The organism is Jeotgalicoccus nanhaiensis, assembly GCF_015235105.1.
Lineage (GTDB): Bacteria > Bacillota > Bacilli > Staphylococcales > Salinicoccaceae > Jeotgalicoccus > Jeotgalicoccus nanhaiensis.
In genome coordinates, this window is the sequence record NZ_JADGLW010000005.1 from 15,804 (window position 1) to 31,051 (window position 15,248).

General features: G+C 35.4%; 13 protein-coding genes and 2 pseudogenes. 3 read left to right on the forward strand and 12 right to left on the reverse strand.

Features of this window, described 5'->3' with window-relative positions:
* Positions 1–360: 360 nt before the first annotated feature.
* From IR135_RS07745 to IR135_RS07755, 3 genes and pseudogenes are all read right to left on the reverse strand, one after another.
* Entirely contained in the window at positions 361–531 is a 171-nt protein-coding gene (locus tag IR135_RS07745) for a hypothetical protein (protein ID WP_167753392.1), read from the reverse strand.
* Positions 528–736, reverse strand: a pseudogene (locus IR135_RS11785) (helix-turn-helix transcriptional regulator). The gene IR135_RS07745 and the pseudogene IR135_RS11785 overlap by 4 nt, the downstream one beginning before the upstream one ends.
* Before the next feature lie 271 nt (positions 737–1,007).
* Positions 1,008–1,634 (reverse strand): annotated as a pseudogene (locus IR135_RS07755) (recombinase family protein).
* A gap of 352 nt (positions 1,635–1,986) precedes the next feature.
* Here IR135_RS07755 and IR135_RS07760 point away from each other — a divergent pair.
* Both IR135_RS07760 and IR135_RS07765 read left to right on the forward strand, forming a co-directional pair.
* Complete coding sequence (locus IR135_RS07760; protein WP_135098301.1) at positions 1,987–3,555, forward strand: multicopper oxidase family protein; 1,569 nt, start codon at positions 1,987–1,989, stop codon at positions 3,553–3,555.
* Between the two features lie 203 nt (positions 3,556–3,758).
* On the forward strand, positions 3,759–4,064 hold the full coding sequence (locus IR135_RS07765) for a four-helix bundle copper-binding protein (RefSeq protein WP_135098303.1): 306 nt from the start codon (positions 3,759–3,761) through the stop codon (positions 4,062–4,064).
* 110 nt (positions 4,065–4,174) lie between these two features.
* On the opposite strand, the gene IR135_RS07770 is transcribed toward IR135_RS07765, so the two are convergent.
* Together IR135_RS07770 and IR135_RS07775 are read right to left on the reverse strand one after the other, a co-directional pair.
* Complete coding sequence (locus IR135_RS07770) at positions 4,175–4,846, reverse strand: response regulator transcription factor (protein WP_194194256.1); 672 nt, start codon at positions 4,844–4,846, stop codon at positions 4,175–4,177.
* Positions 4,839–6,227, reverse strand: a complete 1,389-nt coding sequence (locus IR135_RS07775) for an ATP-binding protein (RefSeq protein WP_135098305.1) — start codon at positions 6,225–6,227, stop codon at positions 4,839–4,841. The genes IR135_RS07770 and IR135_RS07775 overlap by 8 nt, the downstream gene beginning before the upstream one ends.
* A 707-nt stretch (positions 6,228–6,934) precedes the next feature.
* On the opposite strand from IR135_RS07775, the gene IR135_RS07780 reads away from it, so the two are divergent.
* A complete protein-coding gene (locus tag IR135_RS07780) occupies positions 6,935–7,558 on the forward strand; it encodes a YdhK family protein (RefSeq protein WP_135098307.1) in 624 nt (207 codons plus the stop codon).
* Positions 7,559–7,737: 179 nt separating this feature from the next.
* Here IR135_RS07780 and IR135_RS07785 read toward each other — a convergent pair whose 3' ends face one another.
* The 7 genes from IR135_RS07785 to IR135_RS07815 all read right to left on the reverse strand — a co-directional run bounded on the left by IR135_RS07785 (position 7,738) and on the right by IR135_RS07815 (position 15,248).
* Entirely contained in the window at positions 7,738–7,989 is a 252-nt protein-coding gene (locus tag IR135_RS07785) for a copper ion binding protein (RefSeq protein ID WP_135098309.1), read from the reverse strand.
* Between the two features lie 137 nt (positions 7,990–8,126).
* Positions 8,127–8,558 (reverse strand): CopY/TcrY family copper transport repressor, encoded by a 432-nt coding sequence (locus IR135_RS07790; protein ID WP_135098311.1) that lies wholly within the window; start codon positions 8,556–8,558, stop codon positions 8,127–8,129.
* 108 nt (positions 8,559–8,666) lie between these two features.
* Positions 8,667–10,715: a copper-translocating P-type ATPase gene (locus IR135_RS07795; protein ID WP_026859512.1), complete on the reverse strand. Its 2,049-nt coding sequence runs from the start codon at positions 10,713–10,715 to the stop codon at positions 8,667–8,669.
* A gap of 257 nt (positions 10,716–10,972) precedes the next feature.
* Entirely contained in the window at positions 10,973–11,479 is a 507-nt protein-coding gene (locus tag IR135_RS07800; protein WP_026859513.1) for a CueP family metal-binding protein, read from the reverse strand.
* 109 nt (positions 11,480–11,588) lie between these two features.
* Positions 11,589–12,293, reverse strand: a complete 705-nt coding sequence (locus tag IR135_RS07805) for a cytochrome c biogenesis protein CcdA (protein WP_135098313.1) — start codon at positions 12,291–12,293, stop codon at positions 11,589–11,591.
* Positions 12,294–12,400: 107 nt separating this feature from the next.
* Positions 12,401–13,600, reverse strand: coding sequence for a c-type cytochrome biogenesis protein CcsB (gene ccsB / locus IR135_RS07810; protein WP_135098315.1), 1,200 nt, complete (start codon positions 13,598–13,600; stop codon positions 12,401–12,403).
* A 22-nt stretch (positions 13,601–13,622) separates the two neighbouring features.
* Positions 13,623–15,248, reverse strand: a complete 1,626-nt coding sequence (locus tag IR135_RS07815) for a cytochrome c biogenesis protein ResB (protein ID WP_135098317.1) — start codon at positions 15,246–15,248, stop codon at positions 13,623–13,625.

Below are 15,248 nucleotides of genomic sequence, written 5' to 3' on the forward strand. Positions count from 1 at the left end.
TCCTATTGTACTATATTCCCCAAGATATTCCTTTCTATTTAGAAATATTTTCTAATCCAAATAAAAGCGCGAAACCTCAAATATTCCACGTCTTGACAAGTATCTTCAATCCCTATCTTCTTTTAACAATAAGAGCACCTATTCCTTCAGCCCATATATAAAAAAGAATATCCAGAGATAGACTAATGGCATTGATTCATTACCCATCATTGTAAATACTGCTTGCTATACCGATAATCAAAATAGCCGTAAAGATATGCGAGCTATATACAAAGAAGTTAAAAATATTATGAGTTACCCGTTCATCAACTTCCGGTACATTATCTTTCTTGCTCTTCTTTTTTATTACCTCAATAATTATTAGAATAATAATTGCGCTAATCCACCTGCAAGCACTTCATATGGAAATTCTCCTTTTATAAAATACAGCAGAAGCGATTCCAGAATAGCTCCAAAAAACGTGCAAGTAATCATGAACAATGAACTATATTTCTCTTGAATCAATGCTTTCTTTTCATCATTTTCACTCATTCACCATCCCCCTTTAAAATTAATAACTCGCCTATTGGTATATCAAAATATTCTATCAGTTTTAGTGCTAACTCCAGACTCGGATTATATTTATTCTTTTCAATTGCATTGATAGTCTATCTCGTGACTTGTAAATCCTCAGCCATTTTAACCTGGGTCCCCCTCTGGACAGACATATTTCTTTTATATAGTTAACCATTTTCATTGAATACGCTCTCTATAATGTAAATTTATCTTTACATAGACACTAAAAAATTACCCGCAGAGTGTAAAGAAGTCTTTACATTCTGCGGGTATCTTTTATAAATAATGTATTTACTGATAATCAGTTATTTTCAGCATTCCTTTTGTATCCAGTACCGTATAGGTCACCTGAGACGTTTCCTATACATTTCCTAGTCTAATTTCAATGCTGGACTGCTTGTATCGATTGTACTTCTTGTAACACCGGTTTTCTATGTATATTTATTATATTTTCAACGCATCTCAATGCGACGGATTGAACCGATTCTCGCGTATCGAATAAGCATCATATCCTGCTGTGTATTCAATTTCTCTTGATTGATTACATTATATATCGTCCCTTTTGACACACCCGCCATTTTCACTATCTCGTTGATGGTATCTGTTTTACTATGATAGAGCGACACAATCACATTCACTTTCTCTTGAGTGATTCGTGGTCGTCCACCGACCCTGCCTCTCGATTATGCGAATTCTAACCCTTTTCTTGTTCTTTCACTAAGTATGCTGGCTTCGAGTTCAGCTAATCCTCTCAACATCGTAAAGAATATTTTCCCTATCGCATCTTTCATATTAATGTTCATATCGATGATTTCCAAGTCTATCCCATTGTCTTCAAGATGTTGCGATAATTCGATCAGTGGCTTTGTCGTCCATCCCAATCGATCGAGCTTAGTAATTACAAGTGTGTCACCGCTACGCAAATAGTCGAGACAGTTATCTAATTATGCACATTTAAACTTTCGTCCACTCACTTTTTCAGAGAGTATACGGTCACATCCGACTGCCTTTAATATATCAATTTGACAATCTAAGTTCTGATTTCGAATACTGACACGTGCATATCCAATTTTCGCCATTCCTTCACTCTTTTTTAGTCGCTTTCATTGTATTAAACAAACACTTACCCTATCAATGTTCACAAATCAAAGCCCACAGCTAATGCTTGAGTTCAAAAAATCATGTATTTTTATATTATTTATACGTTGATTACTATACGGGTTTTTGGTCTTTAATCATAGGTTTAAAAGACCATTTATTCTTTCACAAAATAGTCCAATTAATGGTCGTTTTTTAAACTTAATTTTACATGTAGTTTTTGTCATATTAAATACTCATTTTATGCACGGATTCTCGAAAATTATAATCTAGTCTAATACATAAAGGAATGACAAGTTCTTTATTAAAAGTAGAAAGAAGGGATTGTAAAGTATGAGAAAAAAGAACCTATTGATAAGCTTGTTTTCTCTGATGATGGTCATTGTTTTATCAGCTTGTACAAGCAATGACGGAGAAGCATCTGTAGAAGATACTAACAATGGAAAGGATTCAAATGAACAGATGAATATGAATGAGGACAATGAAAATTCTATGGAAGAAAATATGAATAACTCCTCCAGTGAAGGAGAAATGAATAATGGTTCCATGGGTAATGGTCATATGGATCATGATGATGTGGTAAGTCTAATTGATTCGACAGGAGAGAATGAACTGAATATCCCCCCTGTACTCAAAAGCGACAGCAACAAAGGAACTGAGTATACAATACGCGCGCAAAAAGGAGAAACAGAAATATTTGATGGCGTTCAAACAAAAACATATGGCTATAATGACTCGTTTCTAGGTCCCATGCTTCAATTTGAAAAAGGAGATACTGTGAAAATAAACTTAATCAATGAACTCAATGAAAATACCACTTTTCACTGGCATGGATTGGAAGTGCCAGGGAATGACGATGGTGGTCCACACAATGTATTGGAGCCAGGCGAAGAGAGTACTATTGAATTTGAAGTGACACAGGAAGCTGCCACATTGTGGTTCCATCCCCACCCGGAAGGAAAAACCTCTGAACAAGTGTACAACGGACTTGCTGGGTTAATTTATATCGAGGACCAAAATTCAAAAAATCTCGAATTACCAAGTGAATATGGAGAAAATGACATTCCTCTCATTTTCCAGGACAGAGTCTTTGATGACGAAAAACAGTTGAATTATAAAGCAGCAGCAAATGAAGATGGCACTGTCGGAGATACATCATTAATTAATGGAACATTAAATCCAAAATTAACTGTAGATAAAGAAAAAGTAAGGCTTCGACTTTTAAATGGCTCAAATGCAAGAAACTACACCGTTAAACTAAATACAGAAGATGCTTTTGTACAAATCGCAACGGACGGCGGATTTTTAAATGAACCGGTCTCAATGCAAGAAATCACACTCACGCCTTCAGAACGGGCCGAAATAGTCATTGACTTCTCACAAGTTAAAACTAATGAAGAGATTGCTTTAGTAAACGAAGAAGGTACCACGCTCTTACCTTTTGAAATCACAGATCAAACAGGTAAAACCATAGATATACCTGATGAAATGAATGACTTTTCAGTTACGGAAGAAGAAAAGAATTTACCAGTAACAAAAGAAATTGAACTTTTCGGCATGATGGATCAGGTAACGATAAATGGTAAAAAATTTGACTCTGAAAGAATTGATTTTACGCAGGAACAAGGTGTCACCGAAGTATGGGAAATCTATAATAAACCAGACATGATGGGCGGCATGATTCACCCGTTCCACATCCATGGTGCTCAGTTTAAAATCCTTTCCAGGAATGGAGAAGCACCACCTGAGAACGAAAGAGGCTGGAAAGATAGTTTTTCCGTTGCCCCGGATGAGACTGTGAAAATTGCCATTCAGTTTAAAAATAAAGGCATACATATGTTCCACTGTCACATACTTGAACATGAGGACAATGGGATGATGGGACAGGTTAAAGTAGAATAAGATCCAAATCTTCAATCTAATAATAAAAAAGGAACTATTTTTTGATTTTTCTAGGCGAATTACATTATTGAATAAGTGGAGAAGGACAATCATCATTAAAATTATGTGCATTTTCTATGGAGTTTACCAATATCGGTTTATATGCGAAATGGATGGGAATTCAATTAATGCAAGCGTATTTAAATCTATAGGAGGTATTTACAATGGCACATGAACAACACCGACAACTGATTCAGACGTTACATGAATGTATGGAAGCTTGTAACCATTGCTACGATGCCTGTTTGAAGGAAGAAGACGTAAATATGATGGCAAAGTTCATCAGACTGGATCGCGAATGTGCAGATATCTGTGGATTTCTGGAACAAGCATTAATGAGAGGTTCTCCATTTTCTTCTGATTTAGCAGCAGTATGCGCCAAAATTTGCGAAGCTTGCGGAAATGAATGTCAGAAACACGACCACGAACACTGTCAGAGATGTGCAGAAGCTTGTAAGGAAATCGCTTAAAATAAAACTTATATAGAAAAAACGCCATGTCAGATAATAATTCTGGCATGGCGTTTCTTATTAATAGAACAAAAGCAATCAGTCTAACGTTCTAATATTGAAAGTGTTTTTTAATTTTTAATCCATTTGTAACCAACGCCCCACACCGTGTGAAAGTAATCATCGATAGGAAAGCCGACTTCCCGAATTTTTTCCCGCATATTTCTAACATGGGAATCCACAGTACGTCCTTCCGTTTCAGAATGCATGCCCCACACTAAATCAATCAATTGATTTCTAGAAAATACCCTTCCTGGATTTTTCATGAGTAATCCAATGATTGCAAATTCTTTTGGTGTTAATTTTACAAGCTGTTTTTTATAGGATAGTTCAAATTGATCTTCGTCCCATAACAGTCTTTCGACTTCAATCCGGTTGACAGGTCTTGTTCTTCTTAGTAATGCATCCATTCTTGCAACCAATTCTTCTTCATTAAAAGGTTTTGTTATATAGTCATCTGCACCCAGCTTGAGTCCTTTTACAATATCTTCTTTCTGCTCACGTGCAGTCACCATGATAATAGGTACATCTGAGTATTGCCGTATTTCTCTGCATACTTCCCATCCATTCATTTCAGGCATCATGATATCCAGTAGAATAAGATCAAAATTCTCTTCTTTAACAAACTTAAGCCCTGCTTTTGCACCTACTGCTTTTCGACAAAAATAAGGGTAAGGTTTCAAGTATAATGTCAACAGTTCGAGCATTCTCTCTTCATCATCGATTAACAGCACTTTATTCATTTACATTCTCCTTCTTTAAAGATATGACGAAAACAGTCCCCTTACCGAGTGTACTTTCTACTCCAATCTCGCCACCATGCAACTCCACAATTTCTTTAGCGATTGTCAGCCCGAGACCAGACCCTCCGCTTACCCGGGATCTAGACTTTTCAGAACGATACAGTCGATCGAATATAAAGGGTATATCTTCTTCTGGGATTCCTTCTCCTGTATCTGAAATAGTTGTTAAAATTTCATTTTTATTTTGAATAACTTCCATTGTGATATGACCTTTCTCGGGAGTATACTTTATTGCATTATCTAATATATTCAATATAACTTGTTGAATTCTTTCGGGATCTGCCATAACAACCAAGTTGTCCGGACAATGAAAGAAAAGCTCTATCTTTTTTTCATTGAGCGCTGGACGGATTCGTGCTAAAACCGTCTCAATTAAAGCGCTAAATACTACCCTCTCTTTTGTGATGGCAAATTCATTATGATCGATTTTAGCTAATTCAAACAGATTTTTTATCAGGTCTGCTAAATGCTCTGTTTCTTCCTGAATGATTTTAATGTATCTATTCCTGTCCGTCGTGGATATTTCTTTTCTGCTAATAATATCCGTATACCCTTTCATATAGGTTAAAGGTGTTCGTAGCTCATGCGATATACTCCCTAAAAATTCATTTCTCTCGTTTTTTAAACGTTCCAGATCTTGCGACAGCAAAGTAATCGAAGTCGCCAAATCTCCAAGCTCATCTTTTCGATGTGTATACAATTCCACGTTATGATTGCCTCTACTTAATTGTTCTGTCGCTTTTTTCATCCTCAATACCGGTTGGGTAATAACTTTGGAAAGAATAAACACCGTTATAACAGTCAGAAGCAAAGTCAATAGGCCGACAAGCCAAAACTTATGGCTGAGATGATCAATAATCCGTTCGATGCTATCACTTTCAGCGAACATGAAAACATGCCCGCTATGTGTTTCGTTAAAAGTTAGGGGGCTGTCTGTAGAGACATATTTTTCTTCTGACCAATTTGATTTCAGGATAACTCCTTCTTGTGGTATTTCACCATAATCAGTATGTTCAATAACAGTTATCATTTCTGGTTCAACCGGATCAGAATTGGTGATTATCTCTCCATTCTCATCTGTTATCACCACAATAAAATCTGATTCTGACTCCATAATCGCAACATGTTCCAATGTCGTGGTTGTATAGTTTTCTTCCAATACGTCTCTGTGTGTATTCCCCCGGGCCAATAAATCCCCCATCACTTCCTCCACACGATCAGCGACCAGATTTGTATATAGGATATAGAATAATATGATTTCAATAATAAGAATCACCAGAAAAACCAAAAGTCCGATTTTTAAAGCTAATTTATTGAACATAAAAGCCTCCTCAGTTTTCTGCAACAGGATAAATCGTAATAGATCATCTTATCTTTTTGTTCATTAGTCATATTATATAGAAAAGTAGTATTTTTATTATGAATAATTCAGCTTATTTTACTTTGCCCACAACTAAAATTTTCTTCCACTGTTCTTATGAGCCGTCATTAGACACATAAATATTTCCGTTTATAGTCTAGATTGCTAACTCATCTTCGTTCTGTGGATTGATTGCAACATACAAAATACCATCATCTTTCATCTCCACTATCTTTCGATAAAAATAATCTAGCAGAGGTAGCAGCTGCAACGAAGTTTTAGTCTGAAAAATGTATGACTAAGTATAACACCTGACCGTCAAGACTTTTTAAATTTAAAGGGTAACTCGAAGTTACATGAGTGATTTTACCGCATCCCGCTAAAAATATAGATGATAATATTATAGTATTAATTATTAATTTTCTTGGTATCATGATTCGCTACTCTCTTTATACATTTTATTATTTAAATATCGATTTTTCGTGCAGATTTGAAGGAAGCGCTGAGATATCATCCACGGTTAATAAACCTTTAAATTGAAATCCAATATGTCGAGTCGGTAATATTATTCTTGATTAAATACATTTATTTTTCATTGAATCTGCACGTAAACTGCAAAAGTTATGGGTAGAGTTCTCAGTAGAACTAATAAAATGGAGGGTATATACATGGTAAAAAACAAAATATTATTAGGGCTTCTTTCCATATTCGCTGTATTTTTAATGGCTGCCTGTGGTAATGGGGAAACTCAGCCTAATGAAGATGAAGAAAGCCAAAGCACTGAAACAGAGTCCAGCTCTGAGGAGGAAATGGACATGGAATCAGATTCCGGAGGTCATATGGAACATTCAGCTGATGAGATGTCCAGTTCCGGTGAAGTACCTGAAGACTTGAAAGAAGCAGAAAATCCAACTTATGCAGTTGGAAGTCAAGCGATTATTGAAGCAGAACACATGCAAGGTATGGATGGTGCTGAAGCAACAATTTCCGGTGCTTTTGACACCACTGTCTATACTGTCTCATACACACCGACGAACGGCGAAGAACTGGTAGAAGATCATAAATGGGTCATTCATGAAGAATTGGAAGAACCGGGAGAAGCCCCATTAGAACAAGGCGATGAAGCAGTAATGAATGCATCACACATGGAAGGCATGGAAGGTGCAACGGCTACGATTGATTCTGCTGAAGAGACCACTGTCTATATGGTGGATTTCGTTACAACAGATACTGAAGAAGAAGTTCAGAATCATAAGTGGGTTACAGAAAGTGAACTGGCACCTGTGGAATAAATTAGTGAATAGTAATATAGGATAAAAGCATGGATTCCTGATTACAAAGAAAAAATCCGGCAAATCTTGAATTAAGATTTGCCGGATTTTTTATCTTGGTCTCTTTCTACAATTATTATATAGAATCAATATGACATAAAAAGATGATACTCTAAATTCTTAAAATCTTTTGTCATTAACTAGCTGCAGCATGAACACGCAGAACCATCTTCTTTATCAATATCCTCTTTAATCTCGTAGCCGGTATTTTGAATAGCACCTTTGATGTCTGCCAAATTAATTGTACTGTCATTAAATGTTACATCTACTTTACCTTCAGGAATTTGAGCTTTGACTGATTCAACGCCATTTAATTGACTGACACTTTCCTCAACTTTATTAACGCAAGCCCCACATGACATTCCTTCTACATTAAGTGTTACTTTTGACATATAAATTCCTCCTTAAAATTTAATTAGATTACGCTATACAATAATTTCATCATACCCCAGGCAGGTATTTTATATTTTCTCTATTTTTTTATTTAACCAATCAATTATCTGTCTTAATTCATTGTATCTACTGCTGATTAACACTTACATTGACCTGGAACACAATTACATGGCACTACGTCAACTGCATCCTCTTTTTTCATCTCTAACACTTTTTCCAACTCTTCTATATCTATATAGCTTAATGTTGATTTTGAAATTAAATCTGCAATAATTTTTCCAACATCTTTATTACATATATTATCGAAAGTTTGATCAAGTGTACTTTTGAGAAAGTCACTTTCTTTTAAATTAGTTGAATAAATATATTTGTTGCCGTCCTTTTCTGTGTTTAATACACCTTTATCAACAAGTCTTCCAATAAGTGTTTTGGTCGTGGCCGGTTTCCAATTCTTTTTATTTTCTATAATATCTCTAATATCTTTACTCGTCGTTTTGTTTTGTGCCCAAACGACCCGCATCACTTCCCATTCGGAATCTGTGATATTTGAATCAATTGTTTTGGTCATATTTTCACCTCTAATTTTTTCAAGTATTTTTAAGATGTCTTTCATATTTCATACAGTAAAGAATTAAAATACCGACTATCCTTAAGTAAGGATTTGTCGGCATTTATTTTATTCTACTTCAAATCTATGAAGTAACTGCGCATTGATTGCAACGATGATTGTACTGAGACTCATCAAAATCGCACCTACAGCCGGACTGAGTATTATCCCCCAAGGCGCCAGTACTCCTGCTGCCAATGGGAGAGCAATCACGTTATATCCGGTTGCCCAAATCAGATTCTGTATCAGTTTATTATATGTTTTTTTAGATAGGCTGAATATTGCAAGAATATCTTTCGGGTTACTGTCAACGAGAACGATGTCTGCACTATCTATTGCAATATCTGTACCTGCGCCCACAGCGATGCCAACATCTGCTTTAGTCAATGCAGGTGCATCATTGATGCCATCTCCTGTCATTGCAACGATCAATCCACGTTCTTGGATTTCTGTCACTTTGTCGGCTTTCTCATCGGGCATCACTTCCGCATAAACCTCATCAATTCCTATTTGTTCTGCAACGTAATTTGCGACTTTCTGATTGTCCCCAGTCAACATGATAGCTTTAATATTTCTCTTATGCAGCTGTTCAATTGCCTGCTTAGAACTTTCCTTAATTTTATCTGCCAGTGCAATGGCACCTGCTAATTCTTCGTTTACCAAAAGAAAAACTACCGTCTTACCTTGTTCTGACCATTTATTAAAGTTCTTATCGTCAAAATCTATTTTTTGTTTACGTACATATCCCGGACTCACTACTTTGACTTGTTTATCATCAATCGTCCCTTCAATTCCTACACCAGTAATTGAATTGAAATTTGACATTTCAAGCAATTCAAGTTCTTTTAACTTGGCTTCATTGAGTATACCTCTCGCAATAGGGTGTTCCGAGTCATTTTCTATTGTTGCTGCATAACTTAAAAGGATATTTTCGTCAATATTATTGAAAGTCTGTATATCTGTAACACCAAATTTACCCTCAGTCAAAGTACCCGTCTTATCGAAGATCACAGCGTTAATTTTACGAGCCTTTTCAAACTGTGGACGTTTTCGAATTAACAAACCGTGCTTTGCAGCAAGTGATGTAGATACTGAAATAACCAACGGTGCTGCCAGACCTAAAGCATGAGGACAAGCAATAACCAAAACTGTTACCAATCTCATGATAGCAGTATCTATAGTTGCTCCAACACTTATCCAAACGATAAATGTGATAATACCGGCAGCTAAAGCGATATAGAATAACCATTTAGCTGCTTTATTAGTTACATCCTGAGTTTTCGATTTAGTACGTTGTGATTCTCTAACCATATCTATAACTTGTGTCAGATAAGATTCATTCATCAGTTTCTCTACTTCAATAGTGAGAGAACCTTCTCTGTTGATTGAACCTCCAATGACCTCGTCATCAACGGATTTTCCAACTGGAACAGATTCACCCGTTAACATTGATTCATCAACTTGCGACTTTCCTTTAACGATTTTACCATCCAGCGGCATTTTTTCTCCGGGTTTTACTAATAGTAAATCACCCGCTTTAATATCATCAATCTGAACTTCTTCTGTTTCACCATTTTCAGTGATACGGTTTGCCGTATCAGGCATTAATGATGCGAGGGATTCCAGAGCCTTGGAAGCATTGTTAATAGCTCGCATTTCAATCCAATGTCCCAGAAGCATGATTAATACAAGAGTTGCCAGCTCCCAGAAAATTTCTTCCCCATTGAATCCAAAAACAACTGCCATACTATAGAAGTAAGCGACAGAAATCGCCATTGCTATTAATGTCATCATGCCTGGTTCTTTGTTTTTCAATTCATCGTAAGCGCCCTTAATGAATGGCCAACCCCCGTAGAAATAAACGAACGTGGCCAACGCTGCCACAATATAACTATCTCCAGTAAATTGCCAATCCACACCTATGAAATTTTGAATCATCGGAGATAGAAGTACAATTGGAATTGTGAATATCAGGATAATGAAGAATTTATTACGAAAATCTGTCACCATATGCGCATGATGATCGTGTCCGCTATGATTATGGGATTCGTGGCTCTCCTCATGGTTATGATGATTTTCTTCATGCTCAGCATGATTATGATTACCTTCTTTATTCATTTCTTTCCCCCTCCTACATTATAATAATACTACAATTGTAAACGATTTATTAATTTAAGTTTACATCTGTAGTCGTTATTTGTCAAGCTATTAATTTACTAAGTTTATTATAAAAAATATATGTGCAGAAACTATCCACTACATGTATTTAAAAACTAAGTAAAAATAAATTAACTGCTACTCTGAGATTTAACATTGAATTAAAAATGCAGATTCCACAACACTAAATAGCATTGGGTAATCTGCATTTAATAATATTATTTAAGCTGTAAATCTGTCAGACAGGTGCTGTCATTCTCAAAAGTTGAAAAATTAGATTCAACTTTTTTTCCATCATAATTAATTTCTAAAGAGTAATTTTTATCTCTTGGCAGCCAAAAATCCAAGAAACCATTCTCAAGGGTAGTCAACTTCTCATCAACGTGAACTTCTCCATCTTCATCTGTAATTTTTACATCCATCTCTTCATTCATCAGCTCTCCCTGACAACCTGTTAAGCTATGAAATTCACAAGGATGTGTATATGAGATGTATGGTGCAATAGATACAAAAAATTCATCGTCTGGTAAAGTATAGACATTCTCATCTCCACTATCTTTAACAATAAGTGTTTTATCATTTATAGATGCTGATTCTACAATATTACTAGCGCTTAATTCCGAAACCATTTCTTTAATATTTGATTCGTTCGATGCTGAGTCATCACTACAACCTGTTAAAATAAAGATTACGCCCATCAAAACTGGCATTAAATATTTTTTCATCCAGATTCCTCCTTGATATTTAATTTTAACAATAATTTTTAAACAAATTTTATAATAATATATCATTTCTATGAAAGTTATATAAACAAGTCATTTAATGTATTCATAATTAGAAGCCTTGAAAATCTCCAAAGTACGGCTGCAGCCAAATGATAATCTGAGTCAATCCATCAAAATACAGAAGTACACCCATTAATATCATGATGACCCCACCAACTTTCATAATCGTATTCGAGTATTTCAGCATCCAGCGTGTACGAGATACGAAAAAGCTCAATATAAAGAATGGAATTGCAAAGCCCAGACAGTAAATAACCATTAACATTAAAGCATCGTTTGGTGCACTGGCACTCATTGCGAAAATAGCTCCGATAATCGGTCCATTGCACGGCGTCCATCCGGCACCAAAAGCCATACCTATTAAAGTTGAACCTAAAAATCCTGACGGTCTGTTTTTAAATTTTAATTTCCTCTCTTTCATCAAGAAATTAAAATTAAGCACGCCGGTAATGATAAGCCCGAAGAAAATAATCAAGATTGAACCCAGTTGTCTGATCAGATTCGCATGGTCAATCAATATTCCGCCTAAAAAGGACGTGCCAAACCCCAGGGCTATATAGAATAAGCTGAATCCCACAAGAAAGAAAAGTGTGTGGAATATTGCGCGTGCATTGAATTTTTGATTTTCTACTTCATTATAACTCATTCCTGTTATGTAAGAGATAAAAGCAGGAAATACTGGAAGTACACAAGGTGAGACAAAACTTAAGAATCCAGCTCCAAATGCAAGTAAGAAAGTCATTTCACTACCCAAAATAACACTCCATTCATATTGAGATTTTACGATAATTCGAACGAACTCCTAATATATTTTCTCAGAATTTTTTATATTATGTTAATAATAAACTATATCTAATCCAATTATGCATACGAATGAAGCCCTGCAACAATTAAATTTATTGCAATTAAGTTAAACAGTATCAGTATAAAGCCGATTACTGCCAGCCATGCAGATTTCTCTCCTTCATATCCTTTGTTTAACCTTAAATGTAGGAAAATAGTATAAAACATAGCTGTGATAAACGCCCAGGTTTCTTTCGGATCCCAGCCCCAAAACCTGCTCCAAGCAATTTGTGCCCAAATCGCTGCGAAAAATATACCCCCAAGTGCAAACAATGGAAAACCTATTATTACTGAACGATAGCCTATCTCGTCCATTAAGTTTAAATCTGCTTTATTTGCAAGTGGTTTGATAATTGCTGACAGTCTCCTTCTAAGTATTAAGCGAAGCCCTCCGTAAACAATCATTCCCAGTATCACAGACCATATTACCGTATTTAATGATTGTGATTGAATGACTGGTGGTAAATTGATTCCTAATTGAAAATGGTCCGCAGGTTCGTATTGATTATCACCTAAATGCTCTACCGCTATTGCACCTTCAAAATTAATCAAACTTGGTAAATGATAATCTGCAACTACAGTTTGCCCCCGCTGATCTGTATACATGAATTCATCACTATAACCAACTACACCTTTCATAATCAGTGTGGTTGCAATATATACCAACACAATCACGAGTCCTGCCATAATCATTTCCAGTGCTTTTGCTCTCCATGATTTTTCATTTTCTGGAATTGATTTTAGCAAATATATTAAACCTGCCACCGCACTCATAGATAAAATACCATAAGATATTGTTACCGTGATTACATGGATTGCGAGCCAATTACTCTGAAGTGCCGGAATCAGTGGATTCACATCTGTTGAAAACATGCTCCCATAAGCAATGAGGATTAACGACAAGGGAATGACGAATAATCCTAAAATTTTCGTTTTATAGTAGTGATATGTGATTAAATAACCTAAAATTAACATTATTGAAAAAGTTGCAATGAATTCATACATATTTGAGACAGGAGCATGGCCAGTTGCTATCCACCTTAATAAGAAATAAGCAATTTCCATAACAAAAGCCACTATAATCATTATAATAGAAATGAATTCTGCGTTTTTCTTATTAGATTTAACACTTAATGCAAGTGGTATAAGAGAAATCAATAAAATAATAAAGGCAGCAGTAATCAGCCAGTTACTAATCGATAATAGTGTGGATTCCATATTTATTCCTCCTCATCACTGTTTATATTTCATTATTTTTTTGGCTATCTCTATCTAAAATCTCCTCGTACCCGAATTCTCTCAATATAGGATTGATGTCTTTCTTCAGACCAAAATAATTTTTATTTGTATGCGCACTGATACTGAATCCATCATCAGTGTTAATCCAAATTCGTCTATGATTAATGTATGAACCGATAGATAGTCCCACTAAAAATATCACAAATCCTGTTGCTATCAAGGGCATTGTCAGATCTTTCTTTAATGTCAAAACAGTAGCCCAATGATTTTCATTTTCAACGAACTTCACATTATATTCGTTATTCTCTGTAATATCGGTTGAGTTCATAATTTGAATCAAGCTAAGTTCACTAGATTCACTGTCAAAAACTTCAAATACAAAAGCAGGATTTTTAGCTACGGGTGTTTCGGAAATAAGTGATCCATTCTCATCTATTTCAAGAAAATCCGGGGCATACGCTCTCATGTCTACACTCACCCCGTCTGCAATTTCATGACTCTGATGTGGATTATCCAATTCAACTGTGAATGGTTCTCCAACAGGATTGTTATCATTGTCTTCAAGCTGGAACGTCATGGATTTCATCTGAGAATTATCATAACTAGCCTGATATATTTCAAATAGATCGAAACGGTATGGATGATTTACCTGTACACTGTAATCTTCTATCTTCTGTAAATCAGGTGTAGCGCCCACTACATCCATGCTTTTATTTTCGTAAAAAGTAAAATCCGTCTGATAATTACTTACTACAGTCTCATTTATATTCTGTAATGTATCATCAAATACCGTCCCGGATTCTTCATCATAAATATCTATTGTAAATTTATTGTTTTTTAAATAGTATTGACCATCTGTCTCAGGTACTTGGACTGTTTCACCTTCAATAATATAAATCAATTCATCTACATACATTCCTGGGAAAAATCTCAACATACTACCGAATAAAAGAAGAATTAAACCAATGTGATTTATATATGGGCCCCATCTGGACAGTCTTCCTTTTTCAAATAAATAGTGATTATGGTCTTCTTCTACTTTGTAGCCTTTTTTCTTAAGAGCACGAACTATATTTTCAATGTTGTTAACATTATCACTATGTAAATTTAAACGTTGTCTATTATAAAATGTCGGATGCTTTTTTACACGTTGATTCTTTAAAGATTTGTATAAAGGCACTCCTCTATCGATACTTGCAGCAATAATTGATAATGCGAGCATGCCGTTAAGCAAAATGAACCACCATGAAGAATATAAATTATGAAAACCCAGTTCGATATAAATTTTTCCTAGAGCTCCATAATTTTCTGTATAGTACTGTTGGGGATCAGCACCCACTGGAATAAAATATTCCTGAGGGAAAATCGTTCCTATAGAGGCAGCAATAGTTATGATCGCAATGATTGCTACCCCGACTTTTATTGATGTAAAGAAAATCCAAATTTTATCAAAAACACTCTTAGAACGGGTTTTAGAACGAATTGCACTGCCATCATAGCGCATTAGATCTTTTATTTTATTTTTATCGTAATCACTATTTATCATTTTCCCGCAGGACTGGCATAATTGTGTCCCAGGTGGATTAACATAATTACAGGATTCACATGTTATCTTATTTAATTCCAT

Excerpts from the sequence above, each read along its gene's own strand:
- IR135_RS07800 (WP_026859513.1), bottom strand. The coding sequence starts at position 11,479 with ATGAAAAAATATTTAATGCCAGTTTTGATGGGCGTAATCTTTATTTTA.
- IR135_RS07775 (WP_135098305.1), bottom strand. The coding sequence starts at position 6,227 with ATGTTCAATAAATTAGCTTTAAAAATCGGACTTTTGGTTTTTCTGGTG.
- IR135_RS07765 (WP_135098303.1), top strand. The coding sequence starts at position 3,759 with ATGGCACATGAACAACACCGACAACTGATTCAGACGTTACATGAATGT.
- IR135_RS07785 (WP_135098309.1), bottom strand. The coding sequence starts at position 7,989 with ATGTCAAAAGTAACACTTAATGTAGAAGGAATGTCATGTGGGGCTTGC.
- IR135_RS07780 (WP_135098307.1), top strand. The coding sequence starts at position 6,935 with ATGGTAAAAAACAAAATATTATTAGGGCTTCTTTCCATATTCGCTGTA.
- IR135_RS07815 (WP_135098317.1), bottom strand. The coding sequence starts at position 15,248 with ATGGAATTAAATAAGATAACATGTGAATCCTGTAATTATGTTAATCCA.
- ccsB (WP_135098315.1), bottom strand. The coding sequence starts at position 13,600 with ATGGAATCCACACTATTATCGATTAGTAACTGGCTGATTACTGCTGCC.
- IR135_RS07760 (WP_135098301.1), top strand. The coding sequence starts at position 1,987 with ATGAGAAAAAAGAACCTATTGATAAGCTTGTTTTCTCTGATGATGGTC.
- IR135_RS07795 (WP_026859512.1), bottom strand. The coding sequence starts at position 10,715 with ATGAATAAAGAAGGTAATCATAATCATGCTGAGCATGAAGAAAATCAT.
- IR135_RS07770 (WP_194194256.1), bottom strand. The coding sequence starts at position 4,846 with ATGAATAAAGTGCTGTTAATCGATGATGAAGAGAGAATGCTCGAACTG.
- IR135_RS07790 (WP_135098311.1), bottom strand. The coding sequence starts at position 8,558 with ATGACCAAAACAATTGATTCAAATATCACAGATTCCGAATGGGAAGTG.
- IR135_RS07745 (WP_167753392.1), bottom strand. The coding sequence starts at position 531 with ATGAGTGAAAATGATGAAAAGAAAGCATTGATTCAAGAGAAATATAGT.